Annotated in this window: 18 protein-coding genes and 1 pseudogene; 9 read left to right on the forward strand and 10 right to left on the reverse strand. The window is 60.0% G+C overall.

Annotation, left to right across the window (positions count from 1 at the left end):
* The first annotated feature begins 85 nt into the window (after positions 1-85).
* Genes coxB through NCT32_RS30645 form a run of 5 tightly spaced genes read left to right on the forward strand, consistent with a single transcriptional unit; the run spans position 86 to position 5466 of the window.
* Positions 86-1081 carry a cytochrome c oxidase subunit II gene (gene coxB / locus NCT32_RS30625; RefSeq protein ID WP_250491048.1) on the forward strand — a complete coding sequence of 332 codons (996 nt, stop codon included), beginning with the start codon at positions 86-88 and terminating at the stop codon, positions 1079-1081.
* Positions 1078-3093 carry a cytochrome c oxidase subunit I gene (gene ctaD, locus NCT32_RS30630; protein WP_250491009.1) on the forward strand — a complete coding sequence of 672 codons (2016 nt, stop codon included), beginning with the start codon at positions 1078-1080 and terminating at the stop codon, positions 3091-3093. Before coxB ends, ctaD begins: the two co-directional genes overlap by 4 nt.
* The gene (locus NCT32_RS30635) at positions 3090-3704 is read left to right on the forward strand and encodes a cytochrome c oxidase subunit 3 (protein ID WP_250491010.1); all 615 of its coding nucleotides are present in this window, start codon (positions 3090-3092) and stop codon (positions 3702-3704) included. Before ctaD ends, NCT32_RS30635 begins: the two co-directional genes overlap by 4 nt.
* A gap of 2 nt (positions 3705-3706) precedes the next feature.
* On the forward strand, positions 3707-4144 hold the full coding sequence (locus NCT32_RS30640; protein WP_250491011.1) for a hypothetical protein: 438 nt from the start codon (positions 3707-3709) through the stop codon (positions 4142-4144).
* Positions 4145-4188: 44 nt separating this feature from the next.
* Complete coding sequence (locus NCT32_RS30645) at positions 4189-5466, forward strand: cytochrome c (RefSeq protein ID WP_409241554.1); 1278 nt, start codon at positions 4189-4191, stop codon at positions 5464-5466.
* A gap of 44 nt (positions 5467-5510) precedes the next feature.
* Here the strand turns inward: NCT32_RS30645 and NCT32_RS30650 are convergent, their stop codons facing one another.
* The gene (locus tag NCT32_RS30650; protein WP_250491012.1) at positions 5511-7679 is read right to left on the reverse strand and encodes a glycogen debranching N-terminal domain-containing protein; all 2169 of its coding nucleotides are present in this window, start codon (positions 7677-7679) and stop codon (positions 5511-5513) included.
* A gap of 330 nt (positions 7680-8009) precedes the next feature.
* Between NCT32_RS30650 and NCT32_RS30655 the strand changes: the two genes are divergently transcribed.
* Positions 8010-9215: a cyclopropane-fatty-acyl-phospholipid synthase family protein gene (locus NCT32_RS30655; RefSeq protein WP_250491050.1), complete on the forward strand. Its 1206-nt coding sequence runs from the start codon at positions 8010-8012 to the stop codon at positions 9213-9215.
* Between the two features lie 58 nt (positions 9216-9273).
* Here the strand turns inward: NCT32_RS30655 and NCT32_RS30660 are convergent, their stop codons facing one another.
* Together NCT32_RS30660 and NCT32_RS30665 are read right to left on the reverse strand one after the other, a co-directional pair.
* Complete coding sequence (locus tag NCT32_RS30660) at positions 9274-9558, reverse strand: superinfection immunity protein (protein ID WP_250491013.1); 285 nt, start codon at positions 9556-9558, stop codon at positions 9274-9276.
* 281 nt (positions 9559-9839) lie between these two features.
* Complete coding sequence (locus NCT32_RS30665; protein ID WP_250491014.1) at positions 9840-10292, reverse strand: universal stress protein; 453 nt, start codon at positions 10290-10292, stop codon at positions 9840-9842.
* A gap of 1141 nt (positions 10293-11433) precedes the next feature.
* On the opposite strand from NCT32_RS30665, the gene NCT32_RS30670 reads away from it, so the two are divergent.
* Together NCT32_RS30670 and hmpA are read left to right on the forward strand one after the other, a co-directional pair.
* On the forward strand, positions 11434-11850 hold the full coding sequence (locus tag NCT32_RS30670) for a PAS domain S-box protein (RefSeq protein ID WP_250491015.1): 417 nt from the start codon (positions 11434-11436) through the stop codon (positions 11848-11850).
* A 49-nt stretch (positions 11851-11899) separates the two neighbouring features.
* Entirely contained in the window at positions 11900-13114 is a 1215-nt protein-coding gene (gene hmpA / locus NCT32_RS30675) for an NO-inducible flavohemoprotein (RefSeq protein ID WP_250487037.1), read from the forward strand.
* 48 nt (positions 13115-13162) lie between these two features.
* Here the strand turns inward: hmpA and NCT32_RS30680 are convergent, their stop codons facing one another.
* Positions 13163-13654: a hypothetical protein gene (locus NCT32_RS30680; RefSeq protein WP_250491016.1), complete on the reverse strand. Its 492-nt coding sequence runs from the start codon at positions 13652-13654 to the stop codon at positions 13163-13165.
* 363 nt (positions 13655-14017) lie between these two features.
* On the opposite strand from NCT32_RS30680, the gene NCT32_RS30685 reads away from it, so the two are divergent.
* The gene (locus tag NCT32_RS30685) at positions 14018-14254 is read left to right on the forward strand and encodes a hypothetical protein (protein ID WP_250491017.1); all 237 of its coding nucleotides are present in this window, start codon (positions 14018-14020) and stop codon (positions 14252-14254) included.
* A gap of 9 nt (positions 14255-14263) precedes the next feature.
* Here NCT32_RS30685 and NCT32_RS30690 read toward each other — a convergent pair.
* From NCT32_RS30690 to NCT32_RS30715, 6 genes and pseudogenes are all read right to left on the reverse strand, one after another.
* Positions 14264-14502 (reverse strand): annotated as a pseudogene (locus NCT32_RS30690) (IS3 family transposase); the annotation flags it as partial.
* Between the two features lie 146 nt (positions 14503-14648).
* Positions 14649-15923 (reverse strand): hypothetical protein, encoded by a 1275-nt coding sequence (locus NCT32_RS30695; RefSeq protein WP_250491018.1) that lies wholly within the window; start codon positions 15921-15923, stop codon positions 14649-14651.
* A gap of 159 nt (positions 15924-16082) precedes the next feature.
* Entirely contained in the window at positions 16083-16601 is a 519-nt protein-coding gene (locus NCT32_RS30700; protein ID WP_250491019.1) for a hypothetical protein, read from the reverse strand.
* A 39-nt stretch (positions 16602-16640) separates the two neighbouring features.
* Positions 16641-17561 carry a CsgG/HfaB family protein gene (locus tag NCT32_RS30705; protein WP_250491020.1) on the reverse strand — a complete coding sequence of 307 codons (921 nt, stop codon included), beginning with the start codon at positions 17559-17561 and terminating at the stop codon, positions 16641-16643.
* An 18-nt stretch (positions 17562-17579) separates the two neighbouring features.
* On the reverse strand, positions 17580-18017 hold the full coding sequence (locus tag NCT32_RS30710; RefSeq protein WP_250486177.1) for a curli assembly protein CsgF: 438 nt from the start codon (positions 18015-18017) through the stop codon (positions 17580-17582).
* A 52-nt stretch (positions 18018-18069) separates the two neighbouring features.
* Entirely contained in the window at positions 18070-18663 is a 594-nt protein-coding gene (locus NCT32_RS30715; protein ID WP_250491021.1) for a curli production assembly/transport protein CsgE, read from the reverse strand.
* Between the last annotated feature and the right edge of the window lie 892 nt (positions 18664-19555).

Consider the following 19555-nt stretch of genomic DNA (forward strand, 5'->3'; position numbering starts at 1 on the left):
CGCAGCCACGAGCATGAACAACGACGCGGCCAACCGCACTCCTTCCAGAGAGAACCTTCACGGCGGCGCCGGCGGGCGCGTCGCCGTGCTCGCGCTCGCACTTCTATTGACCGCGAGTCCTGCCGTCACGCATGCCGACGCGCCGCTCAATTATTTTCTTCATGCCGCCGGTCCCGCCGCGACGCCCACGATGCGCCTCGGCTGGGCGCTTGCTGCGCTGGTGACTGTCGTCGCGCTAATCGTCGTGGTACTGCTCATTGGCGCGATTGCGCGCCGGAGGTCGGGAGCGGAACGCGACGAGCGACATGTTCACGCCGAAGGCGGGGGCATGCATTGGGTGTGGATCGGCACGGCGATCTCGTCCGTTGCGCTCTTCGCCGCGCTCGCGTATGTACTAGTCACGCTCGAGTCCGTGGCGTCGCCCGGCCGCGAACCGACTCTTACCATCGCCGTCACCGCATATGACTGGTGGTGGAAAATCGACTACGCGGGCGAGCCTGCCGTCACCACCGCGAACGAAATTCACATTCCGGTGGGCGAGCCCGTGAAAATCGAACTCAAAAGCGCGGACGTCATTCACGCGTTCTGGGTGCCGCTTCTCGCGGGAAAGACACAGACCATACCGGGCGTCATCAACGAACAATGGATTGAGGCGGACCGCGCGGGTGTCTACCGCGGGCAATGCACGCAGTTTTGCGGCGCGCAGCATGCACATATGGCATTTGAAGTAATCGCCGAGCCTCGCGCGCAGTTCGATGCCTGGTATGCGTCGCAAGCGAAACCGTACGCGCCTGTGAGCGCCGCCGCCGACGTGCGCGCTGGCGCCGAAATCTTCAAGGAGCGCTGCGCGGGCTGTCACGCCATTCGCGGTACCGATGCGAACGGCTCGCACGCGCCCGATCTCACGCATCTGAACGCTCGCAGGCTGATTGCGGCGGGCACGTTACCCAACACAGCGCAGAACCAGCTTGACTGGATTCAACACGCGCAGCGCATCAAGCCCGATTCGCTGATGCCGTCGATCGCGCTCTCCGCCACCGACGCCGCCGCACTGACAGCCTACCTTCGGACCTTGCAATGACCGAGCACGTACCCTCGCCCCCGCCCCTACGACGCATGCTCACGCTCGGGCGCGTCGAGCCCGGTAGCGATGAAGAACGCGCCTTGCGCGAAACTTGGGAAGCCCCGCCGGGCTGGCGCGGATGGCTTTCGACCGTCGATCACAAGAGCATCGGGCTGCGCTATCTCGTGACTGCCTTCCTGTTTTTGATCGCGGGCGGCATCGAGGCGCTGATCATGCGCGTGCAGCTTGCGCGCCCCGATGCGACGCTGCTCACGCCCGAGCAATACAACCAGCTCTTCACGATGCACGGCGTGACGATGATCTTCCTCTATGCGCTTCCCGTGCTGTCGGGTTTCTCGAACTATTTGTGGCCGCTCGTACTCGGGGCGCGCGACATGGCGTTTCCACGCCTGAACGCACTGTCGTACTGGATCTTCCTCTTCGCCGGACTGTTTCTCTACGCGAGCTTTCCCTTTGGCGAAGCGCCCAACGCGGGCTGGTTCAACTACGCGCCGCTCTCGGGACTCACTTACAACACGGGACCCAACATTGATGTCTACGCGCTCGGGATGGTGCTGCTCGGCATCTCGACCACGGTCGGCTCGATGAATTTCGTCGTCACGTTCCTGCGCATGCGTGCGCCGGGCATGTCGGTCGATCGCGTGCCGGTGCTCGTGTGGGGCACGCTGACGGCCTCGGGCGGCAACCTGCTCGCGGTGCCGTCGGTAAGTCTCGCATTCTTTCTCCTGTGGCTCGATCGGCGCATCGGCACGCACTTCTTCGACGTGATGAACGGCGGGCGCGCGCTGCTCTGGCAGCATCTCTTTTGGATCTTCGCGCATCCATGGGTCTACGCGGTGGTGTTGCCGGCGATGGGCATTGTCTCGGATGCGCTGCCGGTGTTTTGCCGCAGGCCGCTGGTCGGCTACCTGCCCGTCGCGATGTCGACGGTCGCGACCATGACGGTCGGCTTCGTTGTGTGGATTCACCACATGTTCGCGACCGGTATTCCCGCACTCGCGCTGTCGTTCTTCGGCGCGGCGAGCATGGTCATCGCCATACCAAGTGCCGTCGCGACCTTCGCGTGGATCGCGACCATCTGGACCGGGCGGCCCGTGTTTCGGGTGCCGTTCCTTTACTTTGCCGGGTTCGTGTTCTTGTTCGTGATCGGTGGCCTTTCCGGTGTACTGACTGCCGCCGTGCCACTGGACTGGCAGCTGACAGACACCTACTTCGTGGTCGCACACCTGCATTACGTGTTGCTCGGGATCAACGTCTTTCCGGTGATCGGCGGCATCTACTTTTGGTTCCCGAAGTTCACGGGACGCATGATGAGCGAGCGCATCGGGCGCGTCGGTTTCTGGATCCTGTTTTTGGGCTTCAACGTCGCGTTCTTCCCGATGCACATCGCGGGTCTGCTGGGGATGCCACGCCGGATTTATACCTATGCGCCGGACATGGGCTGGAACACGGTGAACATGATCACCTCGGTCGGCGCCTTCGTGTTCGCGCTAGGGGTGCTGGTTTTCCTGGTCGACTTCGTGTACAGCGTGCGCCGCGGACCAGCGGCGGGCGACAACCCGTGGGACGCGCCCACGCTCGAATGGTCGACCTCGTCGCCGCCGCCGCCCTACAACTTTGCCGTCTCGCCGCGCATCGCGAGCCGCCATCCTTTGTGGGAAGAACGCCTCTCCGGCAGGATGCGCTCGCAACTGACAGTGGGCTACGTGCTGAACCGTGGACGCGAAGCGCTCGGCACCAGCGCGCTCGACGGCGACCCTGACGTCATTCTCAAGATGCCTGAGGATTCGTACGCGCCGTTTTGGCTTAGCGTGGCTTCGCTCGTGTTTTTCACGGGACTGGCACTCACCGCGTGGTGGCTCGCAGGCGTCGGTTTGCTGGGTTGCGCCGCGGCGATCGTCGTCTGGCTGTGGCCGAGGCGGGAGCTTGGCCAGCGTGATGATTCGCCGGACGACGACGCGCCTAAGAGTAACAATACCCGTAGCCCACGCGCCGGAGCCACATCATGAGCGACTATGCGGACAGCCTGCCGGAACGCGAAACGCTGCCCATCGGCAGTCCGGGCGAGCGTTCGGGCGGATGGTGGGGCGTCCTCACGCTTGTTGCAACCGAGGCGGCGCTGTTCGGCTATCTCATCTTTTCGTATCTGTATCTCGCCTCGCAGACCACGCGGCAATGGCCGCCCGAAGGCATGCCGAAGCTGGGGCTCGGTGGGGCAAATACGTGCATCCTGTTGTCGAGCAGCGTATTCGTGTGGGCGAGCGAGCGCTTCGTGCGGCGCGGCAAGCGCGGCATGGGCGTGTTGATGCTCCTGACCGGGATCTTGCTCGGCACGATCTTCGTCGGCATCCAGCTCAAGGAATGGCATGATCATCCTTACGGTTTGACAACACACCTCTATGGCTCCCTCTACTTCACCATCACCGGTTTTCACCTGATGCACGTGGTGGTCGGCCTCGTCGTGCTGGCGTTCCTCACGCTCTGGACCGCGCTCGGCTACTTCGACCGGGCGCGCTCGGCGGCGCTCACCATCGGCGGGCTGTACTGGCACTTCGTCGATATCGTATGGCTCTTCATTTTCGCGACGCTCTATCTGTCGCCCTATGTGCTCGCGAGATGATGATGAACGACCCCTCTTCCGTCATTAAGCAGCGGCACGAAGCGCGTCCAAGCGGCGTGTCGCTCACGCTTGGCCTGTTGCTCGCGCCGGCCGCTTGGTTCGTCCAGACGAACCTCGCTCAGACGATCGCCGCATGGGGGTGCTTTCCGCATGAACGACCCGTCAATGCGCCCGCAATCCCGTGGCTCCAGCATGGCGAGCTGGTCCTCGCATTCCTCGCTCTGCTCATGGGGGTCGCAGGCGCGGCGATCGCGTGGCGCAACTGGCGGCGTACCGCCGTGTTCGCGTCCGCGGTGAAAGAGCAAAGCGCTATTGATCGACACACCGCACGCGACGTTTTCATCGCCCGCGCAGGCGCTCTGGCGAGCGCACTCTTCGTGTTCGCGCTGATCGCCACCGATCTCGCGTGGCTCGTCGTTTCTCCTTGTGGGGGGCGCTGATCACCATGATTGTTAGACGACCTGCGTGGCTCACCATGACTGCAATGGCGGCGGGCTTCATGTTCTGGTGTCAGTCCACCTGCGCGCAGGAAACGCCCGCCGCGGAGCTGGTCGCACGTGGCGCGTATCTCGCCAAGGCCGCCGACTGCGCGGGCTGCCATACAGCGTTGCCCAAAAAGGGGCAGCCGCAGCCGCGCCCATTTGCGGGCGGCTTGCCGATGGGCTCACCCTTCGGCACGATCTGGTCGAGCAACATCACGCCCGACAAGGAACACGGCATTGGCGGTTATAGCTATGAGGACTTCGCACGTGTCTTGCATCAAGGTGTCACGCCCGGCGGCAAGCATCTGTACCCGGCCATGCCCTACCCCTCGTTCTCGAAGATCAATGATGAAGACATGCGCGCGCTTTACGCCTACTTCATGCATGGCGTCGAGCCCGTGAAACAGGCTGCGCCGGAAACAAAGCTACCGTTTCCGTTCAGTCAGCGCTGGGCGCTCTCGCTGTGGAATCTCGCCTTCGCGCCAAATGATACCTTTACACCGGATCCGAAACGCGACGCGCAGTGGAATCGCGGAGCGTATCTCGTGCAGTCACTTGGCCACTGCGGCGCCTGTCACACCCCGCGCGGGCCCGCGTACAACGAGATCGGCTATACGCAAGAGTCGAGCGCTTACCTCACGGGTGGCACCAACGATCACTGGTATGCCCCAAATCTCACGGGCCTCGCGGGCCCAGGGCTTGGCCGCATCTCGGCGCAAGACATCGCCTCATTCCTGAAAACCGGACACGGCGCGGGGCTCATCACCTTCGGTAGCATGGTGCAGGTCGTCGAAGACAGCACGCAGTATCTGAGCGACCAGGATCTGAGCTCGATTGCGTCCTATTTGAAGGCCCTGCCTGCACAGGGCAGCGGCGGCAACTACGATGCGCAATCTAGACTGGCACAGCAAAGTGTCGCCGCCTTGCACACCGGCGATCAGCAACGGCCCGGCGCGGGACTCTACCAAGGCATGTGCGCGCGCTGTCACCACAGCGATGGAAGGGGTGAGCCGCTCAAGTATCCGCGGCTCGCAGGAAACCCTGCCGTGCTTGCGGAAAAGCCGGATTCGCTTGTGCGTCTTCTTTTGCAAGGCGGGCATGCGCCAACAACCATCCACGACCTGCCGTCAAAGGAAATGCCGGCTTTTGGACCGAAGCTCACGGACACCGAAATTGCGCGCGTATTGACCTTCGTGCGCAGCGCGTGGGGGAACAATGCGATGCCGGTCACCACGCGCGATGTCCAGACGATGCGCGATGCAGTCGCGCCCCGCCGCTGAGCGACCTGGTGTGTAAGAAACTCCGCAGAGCCTCCTCGTTTGCGTTAAGCCCCCTCCGTCTGGACAGGGACCGCGCGCCGGACGACGGCGGAGGGTTCACCTTTGAGCACCGTAAAGTGGCTCTGCTGATTCTTTCGCCAGAACCGAATATCGAACGTCTGTTCCCCGAGGTGTAGGTCTCTCAACGTGACGTCCGCAAGCCAGTCTGGTAAAACCGGGTCGACGTAGAGCGTTGCGTTGGGCGCGTCGGGTTGAAGGCCAAGAATGGCGTAAAGCAACGAGAAAACAGATCCCGCCGCCCAGGCCTGAGGCACGTTCGCGCCGAGATACTGGACGGGAAAGCTTGACGCGTCACGATGCAAACCGGCATAGAGCTCGGGGAACTGATTGAGCATGAAGAAGCGGCCCGCCGACCACACGTCATGAGCAATCTCCCCGGCCTCTTTTGCATACCCGTAACGCTTGAACCCCTCGGCAATGAGGCCATTGTCATGCGGCCAAACCGCGCCGCGTTGATAAGAATAAGGGTTGTATGCTGGGTGAGCGGCCGATAGCGTGCGAATACCCCACCCACTCCACATGTCCTCGCGCATCAGCCGCGCCACTACGCGGCTCGCACGCTCAGGCGGAACGATCCCGGACCACAGGCAGTGACCGGGATTCGAGGCCACCGTCATGACCTTATTCTTGTCGGCATCGAGCGCGAGCGCGTAGAAGCCAGCTTCCTCGTCCCAGAAAGCTTCATTGAATCTGGCGAAAAGTTTAGCCGCCTTCGCACGCAGGTTCGTCGCATGCGCTTGCTTATGGAGCACGTCATAAACCTTCGCCATTCGCATCCATGCATCGTAGACGTAACCCTGGAGTTCACAAAGCGCTTTGGCACCCCCGACTTGCGCCCCGTCGGGATAGACCACCGCGTCGCCGGAGTCTTTCCAGCTCTGGTTCTCAAGTCCGTCCGGCGAACGCGTCTCGTATTCCTGGAAGCCATCGCCATCCCGGTCGCCGTATTGGTCGATCCAGTCGAGACAGCGCTCCGCGGTGGGCAGGTGTCGTTTCAGCAGATCAAGGTCGCCTGTGCAACACCAAGCGATATGCAAAGTAATGAGATAGAGCGGCGTCGCGTCGGCCGTTCCGTAGTAGGGCGTATGAGGCACCAGGTTGAAATGGGCGAGTTCCCCGAGGCGTAGCTCGTGCATGATCTTGCCCGGCTCGGCGTCGCGATAGTCATCCCGATCCTTCGCCTGTCGGGCACCTAGCACCTCCAAGGTTCCGCGCGCAAACGAAGGATAGACCAACGATGTCTGTAAGGACGTAATCAGACTATCACGCCCGAAGAGAGCCACAAACCATGGAAGTCCTGCAGCCGGCACGACATGCGTGTCGGCTTTGAGTGCGGACCCTTTGATCGGCAGGCGCAACGCCGCGAGATCATCCGTGGCCTGCTGAAATACACTCCTGAGCGTCTCATGATTGCTCTCGAGCTTGAGGACGGCGCTATTCCACTGTGCAAGCCGCTTACGGTTTTCCGATAATTCGCTTTGAGAGCTGGCACAGAAGACTGGTGCGCGAAACTGATCACGCCCGTCTGAGAGATCGTATCGCAGACAGCAATGCCAGCGGGCGCCGGGCTCTATCGCAATGTCAAAGGTCATGCGCCCATTCGCGTAGGCGGCCAAAGATTCGCTGTTGCACGCGCTCACCTCAACAGCGCGCAGAAAGTCTTGGTTCCGGTACGTGGTGACCAGTCGTTGTCCGGAATCGGACCATGCTGTCGAGATGCGCCCGCGGCGCACGAAGCGACCGGATTTCACCTCGAAGAGGTCGGCAAAATCACTGCGTATACCGATCTCGAGATTGAAGCGCACGTCCGAGGTGCCGTAATTGATCACGTCGAGATCCTCGTGGAGGCCACCGCTGATCTCACGACTCACCGTCAGGCCGACCGTATGAGCTTCGATCGGGCCAGCTTCGGCGAGAAAGGCACGATTTGTCAAAAAAATCTGCGCCGCGAAGGCGGCTGTCGCGCCACCGTTGAGCAGATCCCACGGTTCCCCGTTTGCGTACACGGTCCAATGGCTGATCACGCGCGTATCGTAGAAGTAGTAGCCCTTCTGTGATAGGCCGCTCATCTGGCCATCGGTTCCTGTCAGAAGAACCACGTGGCCCTGGTGAATCGCAATCTGCGGCGGCCCGACCTTCACTTCAAGCGACATAACCATCTCCCTCTACGACGCACTGGGCGTGACACGCGCCACGTCGACGATCATAGATTCAGCAAAGCACGCTCCACCATTTATATCATAGTGTGATACTCTTGATTGCAGTTCAGCTGCGATTGCTTCCGCTCGACTTCTTCCGTCTCGTTGGGGTCCCCAATGCGGACGAACACCTCGGATGTGGATAGTTCTCGATAACTTCTCGGCCATCCGAAGCAAGTTTCTTCGTGGGCTGAAACGGTCAGTCAGTCGAATTCATGGCCTGGCGAAATTGTGGTGAGCGTCGACGACGCTTTGATCCATCTGGTCAAAAAGCGGGAGAAAAACATGTTCTTCCAAGATAAGGTTGAAGCGTGGGCAGCGAGCGCTGGCGAGCGCGTCCCCGTGCCCGCGCGACTCGTGTTGTGGGACGGGCGGCAAATCAGTCTCGGTCATGCGGGCGAACCCAAAGTTGTCCTGTATGTGAAGCAAGCCGGGGCGCTACGGCGGTTGCGGCGGCCCACGATCGATGCAATCGCGCAAGCATACGTCAACGATGAGATCGACATTGACGGCCGTATGCCCGACGCGGTCGCACTGGCGTATGGGCTGGCGCATCGTGACGTTCCTTCAAACGCCTACGCCCCACACTTTTCTCTAGCTGATCACAGCAAACAATCTGATCGCAAGGCGATTCAATTTCACTACGATGTGTCTGACGATTTCTACCGCATCTGGCTTGGGCGAACGATGCTCTATTCCTGTGCGTACTTTGAGAACGGCACGGAAGATCTCGACACGGCTCAAGAGAAGAAGATCGATCACATCCTAAAAAAGATCGCGCTGCGACCGACGCAATCGCTCCTCGACATCGGTTGCGGCTGGGGCTCCTTGGTGATCCGGGCAGCGCAGCGCTTCGGTGCGCGATGTACCGGCATTACGCTTTCCGAGAGGCAGTACGAGTTCGCGACGCAGCGGGTGCAGGAGGCAGGCCTCACAGATCGGGTCGAAATCCGGCTTCAGGATTATCGGGATATCGACGGTCAGTTCGATCGCGTCACCAGCGTGGGCATGTTCGAGCATGTCGGGCGCGCGAACCTTGGAGCGTATTTCGCGAAGATCAGTTCGTTGCTGGCGCCTGAGGGAATCGCAATGAATCATGGAATCACATCGACGGACCCAGATATCGCCTGGTCTCCAGCCGTTGATGGCAGTGGGTTCATGGACAAATACGTGTTTCCGAACGGCGAACTGTCGCATATCGGGCAAGTCCTCGACGCGATGCAGCGCGGTAATCTGGAATCAATCGACGTTGAGAATCTACGGCGCCACTACGCTCGCACGTTGACGTTGTGGGCAGAGACGTTCGAAAAAAATGCGGATTCGATTCGGCAATTGGTGGACGAACAAACGTTTCGGGTACGGCGAATCTATCTCGCAGGGTGCGCCTACGGCTTTCGTTACGGTAATCTATCCATCTACCAAGTCGTCTGCCGAAGAGCTGGCGCACAAGCCGACTCACTCGCATGGTCTCGCAGGTATATGTACGAGTGAATTCCGGAGGCATTTCGCGGCGATCTCGACGCATGGATCCGTGGCGGTTGATAGCGCTCTAGATGCGCTTTAGCTTCCTGGCACTATCGGGATGAAACGCCCAATCAAGCGCCGCAAACCAGCCCACGATGCCCCGGCCGAACAGGTTATTGGAGAGTGCAAGCATCAGCACGGAGCGTCGCTTACTACGGTCGGCGAGGATCGCCGGCAGCACGCAAATCACAACGGCTACTGCGGTCAGTAGAATGTCATAAAGTGCGTGCACGATGTCTTTTCTCCAACCGCACGAACCGGCAGCACTCGTTGGCCTTTCCACATTTGCTAGCTGTTCTGCTTGTTGCATCACGAGCGAGGGGCGAAACCCGAGTTCGTCCCGCCGGGCCGTCAAGAACCGTAACAACCTCACTGGCGATCGAATTTTGAAGCGCCGCTGCTCCAAGAGCCGACCAAACACATCTTCAACATCATGCCATTTTTGGCGGCGTAGCCAGGCGCACAGAAAAGGAGTTCGAAAAAATCAGTCGTCTCCCTGCAAAGGCCCTATTCCCGGCCGGACGACCTTCGCCTCCGACCATCGCTGAACGCAATGGAGCCCGTGCCAGAGAGACACGCTTCTCCGGCAAATCACAGGGGCTGTTGGGGTTGTAGATCCATCGCAATGAGTACGCTGCACGAAACTCGGTCGAGTAGCCGACCATCATCTTGTCCGGTCCACCATCGTGCAAGAAGGCCGCTCCGATGGTGCCCAACCACAATGAGGTCGATCTTCAGTTCCTCGGCGAACCGGGGGATCTGATTCATGGGATTTCCGATCGCGAAGTGGCCGGACGCCGCTACACCGAGTTGCGACAGTTTGCTCACTCCTTCACGCAATACTTCTTTCGCTGACATCTCCTCGAAATCGAAGGCAACTGCCGGTACCGCGTCAAGACCTCGCGCCCACGCGGCATCGTCGACCACAGCAAGGAGATGCGTTTCAGCGCCAAGCTGTCGCGCGAGTTCAGCACCGAGACGTAACGCGCAGCGTCCCTCTCGTGTGCCGTTGTAGCACAATAAAATGCGCCGATAGGTGGCCATGGTCCCTCCCCGCACTCTGGCGTTGAAACGCGGCTTCGAATACCTCGAAGCGTGATTTACCGACGTTGAGAGGCGGTAAAAAAACCGTAAGAGCATGCCGTCGGCTGTGATGCCATGGCCGAGGAAAGACGCCCTCCTCAAAACCCGATTCAATCTCAGAGACTCAGCGCTTCAACGCCAGCGTGAGTGTTCCGCCCGGGCCTGGAACCGTCGGCCTTTAGATTGACAAGCGCACCGATGTTCGCACCCCACGTTCTCTGTTGAACCGGCACCGATCCCATCCCTTGCCCCCAATATATCACATTGTGATGTATGTGCATTGGTCTTCGCCTGTCATCGATCCGAATGATCGTCGCTCTTTCAAATGTTTTATGTGGGCAGATGCGGTCGGTGTCGCTGAATATGAATGCCGTCGAGAATGGTACCGGGTGCCGGTCTATGGCGCCAGGCGTCGCCGCGTGCGCATCCTGATTGGGGTCGTAGTAGGTGCACGCGATTACCGTGGGCGGGATGCGCTGCACGTGCGCGCGAAGCACCGCGAAATCCCTGGTCGCGTAGCTATTGTCTAGCGCCAGCCGTCTGAGATGAGCTTTTCCGGGTGAGCCGTGCTTGCGCACCGCATCAGTCTTTTGCATCATATCGTGATATATTTTGACCAATGTTTCCGGGGAACGGATATGCTGGTCACAAGCGAATTTGAAACGGCCCGCCTGAGCGTCGTGCTCGCCCTGCCCGGGCGTAGTCTTGGTCGATGCCCTACTGAGTACACTTCATCTGGACAACTGGCCTCCCGAAACTGATGAGCGCAGCCCTGGGAGCCCTCATCGGCCTCGCGTTGATCGAAGTTGTTCCCGCCGTTTCATAGAAGCGGGCGTACGATTTTGCGCAACGAGCGACTTGCGGCGTCGGGAACCCAGAAGATCGCAGCTATCTAGACTAGTGCGAACACGGAGGGATGGCGATTTGACTCGCGGGGGCCCTATGGTTGCGTCAAGGAAGCGCACAGAAACGCGAACTGTGCTTATCGAATCGCGTGAGTACGCTTCGCTGCACAAGATCAGCACGACGCGACATGACTCTCATGTGTTGCGCGCGCATCGATCACTCTATCATTGACTTGCCGAACTCGACAGATGACATCATGGAAGACTCGACCGTGGCCGGAGATTGGATTCTGAACCAGATAGCCGACGCAGTCATCTTTGCAGACCGACTTGGAACGATCGTGCGCTGGAACTGCAGCGCAGTCGCTCTATTCGGATACGCCGGCGCAGAAGCGTTGGGGCAAAGCCTTAACTTGATTATTCCGCCCCGCCTGCGGGATGCACATTGGCGCAGTTTTGAGAAGGCGGTGACCGCGGGCGCGACTAGACTGAATGGACGAGCGACCCTCACCCGGGCGACTCATAAAGACGGTCGCAAGCTTTACGTCGAGATGACCTTCGCATTGGTCTTGGATCCAGATGGCGGCGTATGCGGCTCGGTTGCGGTCACCAGAGATGTGACTGCGGGTGTGGAATCCGAGAAAAGTGCCGCCCTCCGTCGTGATGTCGACTAGCTGAGCTTCGGCGCGGCACTTGTACGACTTAAATCCAGGAGCAACCCACATGCTGACTCAGCGAACGAAGGATATCGTTAAGGCCACGGCGCCGGTCCTCGCGCAGCACGGCTACACCATCATCCGACGCTTTTATTCGCGACTCTTTGACGCCCAACCAGAGCTCAAGAATGTGTTCAACATGGCGCATCAGGATCAGGGGCAGCAGCAACAAGCGCTTGCTCGAGCCGTATACGCTTACGCGGAGAATATTGAAAACCCGAGCAGCCTTGCTTCCGTGCTCAACAATATCGCTCACAAACATGCCAGCCTCGACGTCCGGCCTGAACACTATCCCATCGTTGGTGAGCATCTCCTTGGCGCGATCAAGGAGGTGCTCGGCGATGCGGCTACCGATGACATTATCGCTGCTTGGGCTCAGGCCTACGGCAACCTTGCAGACGCGCTCATGGGCATGGAAGCGCAGTTGCGCGAAAAGTCGGCGAGCCAGCTCGGCGGTTGGAACGGCTGGCGAACGTTCGTCGTGAAGGACAAACAGCCTGAAAGCAGCGTCATTACCTCCTTCGTGCTGGAACCTGCTGACGGTCAACCGGTCATCAATTTCGAGCCTGGTCAATATGTCAGCATCGCAGTAGACGTACCGACACTTCAACTTCAGCAGATTCGGCAATACAGTCTGTCGGACATGCCGAACGGCCACAGCTACCGTATCTCGATCAAACGCGAGGAAGGCGACGGAGCGCGGCCTGCCGGCTACGTGTCATCCCTGCTCCATGAAGATCTGAAGGTGGGCGACGAAGTGAAGGTAGCCGCTCCGTATGGCACCTTTCATATCGACGTCAACGCGAAAACGCCTATCGTCTTGATCAGCGGTGGCGTGGGCCTTACGCCAATGGTAAGCATGCTGAAACGCGCGATTCAGAATCCAGACAGACAGGTCGTTTTCGTGCATGGCGCAAGAAATAGCGCCGTTCACGCAATGCGTGACCGCCTTCGGCAAGCCGCAGCGACTTACCCAAACTTTACCGCCGTGATCTACTATGACTCGCCCTTGCCGGGTGACGTGCCTGGAAAAGACTACGACAGGCCAGGCTTCATCAATTTGAGTGACCTGCGCGACAAGATTCTGCTTCCCGCGGCCGACTACTACATCTGCGGTCCCATTCCGTTCATGAGAGCGCAGCATGATGCCTTGAAAGCGCTAGATATCCGCGAGTCGAAAATCCACTACGAAGTCTTCGGTCCCGATTTGTTCGCCGAATGACTATGCGTCAGCGCTGCCGGCGCAGCGGCGGTTCAAACAAATCGAACTTCAGCCATCGTCGCGCTTCCCATCATCCGATTCCATGCGCGGATCGGGGGGCCCTGGCCGGAAACCCTGCAGCTCGGCATGCGCCTGCGCCATGAACACATCAGGCCAGGTGCCGCACAGGATCTCGAACGGGATCCGCGCATCGAGCAGGGGCGCGGCGAGACCATGGTCTTCCGGCAAGTCGCCCCACAAGACCCGCTGTACCAGGACCACGGCACCGCATTTCGCGATGTGCTCGAGCGCGGGCTCGAATTCTTTGCCGAAGAGCAACGGGCCATAGGTCTGCGCGAGAACGGTCATAACCCGCAATTCAATATGGCTGGGTTTGACGGGCAAGGGCACGGCGCGCCCTTCGACGATGTGAGCTATCGCGCCCGCACGGCGGCGCCGCGTGATGGTCCGGTCGAGTTCAAGCACGATGCGCGCGACTTCCGGGTCGGGAAACGACTCGAATGCCTCGTCGTCGTCAAAGTCGTCTGCACCTTGCGCCACAGCCCTGCTCTCTATAGTAGATTGACATTCTTCAACTTTACCACCAAAACGCTACTGCAATAATATCTGTTAATAGTACTGCGAATTATATAACAAAGTACAGACCGCCATACAAGCTGGTGCGAACATGCCGCCATGGGCACGCGTCGACCGCGCAGCAAGTAAGGCCGATCATGTGCTTTGCGTCGCGCAGCCTCTGGTTCGGCCTGCAATACAGCGCCTGCATGCCATAGGCTCCGTGAGTGTGCGCAGGTGGCGACCGACCTCGTGACCCTACCGGAGCAGCAACGCGTACGGCTCGTCGATATCGCAAGCCCGGCGCAAGTACCACGTTCAGCTTGTGTTTGCCGCTCGAAGCAATCCATGCAGCCTGAACCCGGTATCCGGCTGTTGCTGATTGATGACCACGCCGTCGCTCGCAACGGCGTTCGCCTGACGCTCGGAAGCGGGTTGCGCGCGCAGCAACCTGCGCTGGCGGTGTTGACGCTCAGCATCGACGGCGAAGAAGTGTTCGCGTTGCGTGCAATCGAACATGCCACGGCTACTGCACCAGACGTATCGACCGAGACTGACCTTGCCCCTGTTTCACGAATCCCGTAGCTTAAGACGTCAGGCCGCTTGCCCTCGCTGAGCGGCGGCCAATTCTTCTCGAACGTCATAGGGCTGACGTAGTTCAATGTCGAATGCACGGCGGGCATTGTAGAAGCCGAGCCAGTCGATAATTTCATCCGTCGCATCACGCCGCGTCGCGAAGTGCCGACCGTGCAGTTGTGCGACCTTCAGCGAAGCCCACAGGCTTTCGGTCGGTGCATATCCTAACAATCGCCGCGCCGGCTCATCGATGAGCGCGTATTCGCGCAGATCGATTTCTGATTGCGATCTCAGTGTCGCGTTTCGCCGTCATAACCCGAAGGTTCCCGCCAACGAAAAGGCAGGCGGGGAGCAGCCTCGAAAGCCGCTCGCCGCCCGCAAATAGCTCAAACCGTCGTCGTTCTTACTTTTGAACGATGTTCGCCTTGTTGAACGCACCGGCCTGATTGACGACCGTCGCGTTGCCCACACCGCTTTGTGCCGTCGTAGCCGTGTTGGCGAAGCCGACTTGCGTGATCAACGCCGTGTTGTACGAACCCGCTTGCGAAGCGTTCGCGCTGTTGAGGTCGCCCACCTGCGCGATGGTCAGATCTTCCTTCGCGCCCGACTGCGATGCCTTGATGTCGTTGTAGCCGCCGAGCTGACCGGCCAGCAGCGTGGACTCGAACGCGGCCTGCTGCGTCAGATCCATCTTGTTGTGCGCGCCGACTTGCGCCGCGATGACGGTGTTGCCGCTTCCGTAGTTCTGGCGCGCCGCTGCCTTGTTGGTGTCGCCGTCCTGGATCAGGAGTGCCGTGTCGTTCGACGAACGGATCTGATCGACGTAGCCTTCGTTGTATTGCGAGCCGGTCTGGATGATCGTCGTCGTATCGTTGGTGGCGTAGCTCTGGTTGATCTGAGCGTAGTGCGGTGCGTTGGCGCCGCTCTGTACGATCGTGTTAGTGTTATTGCCGCCGTATTCCGAGTGGATGCGCGAACGTGCCGCGTCGCTTTCCTTGATCGACGCGTGATCGCCCACTTCCGACCATTGCTCGATCGTGGCGTCCGTGCCGCCGCCCGTCTGCTCGACGCGCGCGTGGTTGTATCCGCCGTCACGCTGCTCGATCGTCGCGATGCCCGCCTTGTTGCCTTGCAGGATGTCGACCGTGTTGGCGACCGTGTTGGTCTGCGTGACCGTCGCCTTGGCGCCGTCGGTCTGGCCCGAGGTCATGCCCGTGCCCTGATCGATGTTGACCGTGTTGTAGGCCGAGCCGTTGCGGGTGATCGAAGCCGTCGCGTTCTTGCCGGCTTGCCTGACGGTATCGGTGTCGTACATCGACGACGTTTGCGAGATCGTCGCGGTGAGGCTGTTGCCGTTTCGGCGGACCGTCGTGTTCTCGCCGACCGTCTGCTTTTGCGTGACGGTCGCGTTCAGCTTCGACGCACCCTTGCCGTTCGCGGTCTGCTTGATATCGGTGACGTTGTAGCCGCCCGCGTCCGAGCTGACGCTGGCGTTCGCGCCGTCCGCGGTTTGCAGCACGTTCACCTTGTCGTTGTGCGAATTCGTCTGCGTCACACCTGCGGTGTTGCCATTGCCGAACTGGTTGACCGTTGCGCCTTCGAAGCTCGAATCAGCGAATGCCGACGTCGAAGCCAGTGCTGCCAGACCCATAGCGATAGTGATTGCCTTGACTTTCATTTTTATGCCTCGTTGATTGATGTTTTATTTACAGCAATTCGTAACCCTAAAGGTCGCCAGCCCCCGCCGACGACCGATTCCACCATACCCACCACATTCACACTGAAATCAAACTTTCTGGTCCCCTCGCCCCGGCATATCACCGGGAAGGATCACTGCCTACTTCATGAGGACTGCCGCCCTCGCACCGCCGGTCTGCGTGACCGACAGTCCCGAGCCACTACGGTTCTGCAGGATGGAAATCTCATTGTTGGCGCCGAGCTGCGTCACCTGCGACGACATCGAGTTTCCGATCTGCGTAACCGTTGCTTCGTTACCGCTGCCGTTCTGCACCGCGATCGAACGGTTGTACTGTCCCGCCTGATAACCGGCGTACTGGTTGGCGACGCCGCTTTGCTGCAGCACCGTCCAGTTGTCGTTGCCCGCCTGCGCAGTCGCCGCCGCATTGGCGATGCCCATCTGATTCGCCATCAGGCCGTTCTGTCCTGCCTGAACTGCGCTGAGACGATTACCATCGCCGCGCTGCGATACACGCGCCACCTGCGTCGCACCACCGAAGCCCGGCTCGGGCGGACCGAAGTCCGAGATCGACGACAGATCAGCGGCATACACGGCGAGCGACACGGCCGCGCTGAGCGCTGCACACAGCGCGGCTTTCGAGGCGCGCAGTGATTTCATGCTGGTCTCCTCCTGTTCAAGTTTCGCTTGGCCGCCGATTCAACTGCCCATGGTCTTCGGCGGATCGATCTTCATCGGGCTATACGGCGGATTCACGTCTTCCATCGTCTGCGCGTAGCCCTGGTTTTCCTGCAAGTAGCGCTGCATCGTCGGGTCGTACCAGTCCTTCATGTCCTTGAGCGCCCAGGTCTGGTTCGCCACGCCTTGCACGATCAGATGCACGAGCGCCGATTCGATCGCCTCGTTCACGCAAAGCTGCTGCGGCTCATTGCGCGTCATGCCGGCTTCGGCCTGCAACAGATCCTTGAAGCCGATGAAGCGGTACACGCCTGTATCGATCTGAATCGAATAGATGGTCTTGGTCGTCGACACGCTGTTCAGAATCGTGCCGTTGCGGATATCGACCGCGCGCAGGTTCACCGTTACCTGATCGACGCGATATTGCTGCGACGCCGAGATCCCCAGATATGCGACGCCCGCGCCGCCGGTGCGGATGTTCGTGTCATACCCGACGATGCCGCCTTCGAGCACGATGCTCGCGGGCGCCAGTGCGCCGATCTGGGGAATCGCGTTCTTCTTGTCGTCGGGCGTTTCCAGCGCGCGCATGATCTTGCGCTCGGTCAGCAGGTCCTGAAGATTCTCGCGCTCGACCGGCGTGAACCAGCCGGAATCGCGCATCGCCTTGACGAGAAACGATGCACCGCCCTGCGTTACCTGCGACGAAAACGAGCTGTCCGGCGACGGCTTGTACTGGCCGGTCAGATCACGAAAGCCATACACCGCCGCGACGATCCTTCCCTTGGGCGACGGCAGATGCGTGAGGTCGCGCGTGACACGCGTCGGCGGTGTGAGCGTGGCGTTGCCAGCAGAAGGCATCGGCGTGGTGACGCAACCGGTGAGCAGCGCCGACGCGACGATGACAGCGCCCATCGCAGCGGTCCTGAAAGCGTTCTTGTTCATTGCGTGTGTGCTCTCGCGTTACTGGCCGTTGCCGACGATGAAGGTCGTGGATGCGCCTGTGGTCTTGTCGGTCGTCGTCACTTGCAGATTGCCGCCCGTGACTTGCGAGATTGCGATCGAGAAGTTGCCCGTGTTGATCGTGCCCGGATGCAGCGTGCCGTCCGTGCCGACGATCGAACTCGAAATCGACGACGCGACGCGCGACAGGATCGCCTGCTGCAATTGCGTGTTGAACTGATCGAGCGTCGACTGGCTGCCCGTGCCGAGACTGGCGGTCGACGGATCCTTATACTTGTTCTGCGCATTTGCCTCGTTCAGCAGATTCGGGCCGTTCAGCGGATTGCCGCCGAAGTTCGGATTCACCGGCTCATAGACGAGCGAGGTGGCGCTCGCGGCGAGCGGTATCGTCAGCGCGCAAGCGAGCAGCGCGCGTTGCAGGAGCGCATTCGTTTTCATCGTGATTCCCCGTAGGTTTTTGGCCTTACTGCTTTTTTTTTGCGATGCGTTCTTATAGTTCGTCCGTGGCCATGTCGGCGTCACGGAATAGCAGACGGGTCAGATCCGCCTGCATGACATTCTGAAAAGCGATCTGCGCCGCGCCTTCCGCCACCGGCTTCACGTTCGAGCGGGCAATCGGCAGGAACGCCTGAAATACGCGGCGCTGGTTGTATTCGACCCACACGAGGCTGCCGTAGCGCGCGGAAGGACGCTCGTGAACCGAGACGATGTAACGGTCGGACAGGGGAATCGTGCCCCACGCCTGCGCGAACCAGGTGTAGAAGTCCTGCCCCGCGAGCGTCACCGTATCGGTCGTCACGACGCCGCCGAGTTCGTCGGCGAGCGGCTGCTTGCCTTCGATGTCCGCGGTGCGGGCGCCCGGCGTGCCGGACAACGTGGCGCTCTTATCGAGCGACGACGCTGCGTTCACCGTGCCGCGCGGCGTGAGCGGCGCGCCACCGGGGGCAGGCTGCGCCGTGGTGTTGCCGACGGGACTGGGCGTCGGCGTGCTGGGCAGCGAAATAAGCGGTTGTGCCTGGGGCGTCGCATTGATGCGTGCATCCGGCAGCGCTTCCGCATCCTGCGCAACTGAACGCGTAGTCACAACAGACGCCCCGATGCACACCGCAATGACACACCCTTTCAAGCGCAGATTGTTTTTTTCTCGCTGCATGACTTCCCCGTATGTCCATGACCGCTATGGTGTGGTCTTCGGACGTCCTGTCTTAAGCGCTTCGTTTTTTTATTTGTACGACGGAACGGATTTTCCGTAATAACTTGTAATCGCAATGTTGTCCGCCCCACATTCGAACGTCGAAACGTGAAAGGAACGAAGGAGCAAAAGAAAGCGCTTTGCTGACGTTTTAATAGACTCGCGTAAGAAAACGTTTGCTGCTTTTCGTATTCGAGCGACCAGCGGGAAACAAATTGTTCATGCGTCCCATGACTCGGACTGCACGGATCAGCGCACGCACCCTGCCGTCAATGAAGGATGCAGTTGCTCTGGATAGCGATCGAGATTCCGAATCGCGGCATGAGTGGCTCAAGCGTTAATGGAAGCGCAACGGACAGTGGCCGACGCTCGGCGCACGGGGCTCGTATCGGCGGAAGTGTTCGCGTTGTGAAGCGTGGCGACGACTCTCGTCAACGCCGCGACTTTGGCGCCGATTCGCGGCGAGGAAAAATCTACCAGCTCAGAATCGCTCATTTCAGGTAGTCCGATGGCGAGCAGTTATTTCCCTAGTAGTCTGCTCACGCTCAATCGTCAGAGCGGCGACTCCACACTATATTGTCTGCGCATATCATTTCACTGAGCGGCCGCGGTCAGACTCGTCCTTCCGGGATGGATATGGAATCCGTCACGTCATCAGTACTCCATACATTGGACAATCACGCGACTTGATAGACATCTATAGCATACCGAAAACTATCTAGAACCTCCGAACATCGTGGATTACACTGTTCATGCTATGCGCCTTCAGGCATGGCATGACTCA

The organism is Caballeronia sp. INML2, assembly GCF_023631365.1.
Taxonomy (GTDB): domain Bacteria; phylum Pseudomonadota; class Gammaproteobacteria; order Burkholderiales; family Burkholderiaceae; genus Caballeronia; species Caballeronia turbans.

Excerpts from the sequence above, each read along its gene's own strand:
- ctaD (WP_250491009.1), top strand. The coding sequence starts at position 1,078 with ATGACCGAGCACGTACCCTCGCCCCCGCCCCTACGACGCATGCTCACG.
- NCT32_RS30635 (WP_250491010.1), top strand. The coding sequence starts at position 3,090 with ATGAGCGACTATGCGGACAGCCTGCCGGAACGCGAAACGCTGCCCATC.
- NCT32_RS30640 (WP_250491011.1), top strand. The coding sequence starts at position 3,707 with ATGAACGACCCCTCTTCCGTCATTAAGCAGCGGCACGAAGCGCGTCCA.
- NCT32_RS30645 (WP_409241554.1), top strand. The coding sequence starts at position 4,189 with ATGGCGGCGGGCTTCATGTTCTGGTGTCAGTCCACCTGCGCGCAGGAA.
- NCT32_RS30650 (WP_250491012.1), bottom strand. The coding sequence starts at position 7,679 with ATGTCGCTTGAAGTGAAGGTCGGGCCGCCGCAGATTGCGATTCACCAG.
- NCT32_RS30655 (WP_250491050.1), top strand. The coding sequence starts at position 8,010 with ATGTTCTTCCAAGATAAGGTTGAAGCGTGGGCAGCGAGCGCTGGCGAG.
- NCT32_RS30660 (WP_250491013.1), bottom strand. The coding sequence starts at position 9,558 with ATGCAACAAGCAGAACAGCTAGCAAATGTGGAAAGGCCAACGAGTGCT.
- NCT32_RS30665 (WP_250491014.1), bottom strand. The coding sequence starts at position 10,292 with ATGGCCACCTATCGGCGCATTTTATTGTGCTACAACGGCACACGAGAG.
- NCT32_RS30670 (WP_250491015.1), top strand. The coding sequence starts at position 11,434 with ATGGAAGACTCGACCGTGGCCGGAGATTGGATTCTGAACCAGATAGCC.
- hmpA (WP_250487037.1), top strand. The coding sequence starts at position 11,900 with ATGCTGACTCAGCGAACGAAGGATATCGTTAAGGCCACGGCGCCGGTC.
- NCT32_RS30685 (WP_250491017.1), top strand. The coding sequence starts at position 14,018 with ATGCAGCCTGAACCCGGTATCCGGCTGTTGCTGATTGATGACCACGCC.
- NCT32_RS30695 (WP_250491018.1), bottom strand. The coding sequence starts at position 15,923 with ATGAAAGTCAAGGCAATCACTATCGCTATGGGTCTGGCAGCACTGGCT.
- NCT32_RS30700 (WP_250491019.1), bottom strand. The coding sequence starts at position 16,601 with ATGAAATCACTGCGCGCCTCGAAAGCCGCGCTGTGTGCAGCGCTCAGC.
- NCT32_RS30705 (WP_250491020.1), bottom strand. The coding sequence starts at position 17,561 with ATGAACAAGAACGCTTTCAGGACCGCTGCGATGGGCGCTGTCATCGTC.
- NCT32_RS30710 (WP_250486177.1), bottom strand. The coding sequence starts at position 18,017 with ATGAAAACGAATGCGCTCCTGCAACGCGCGCTGCTCGCTTGCGCGCTG.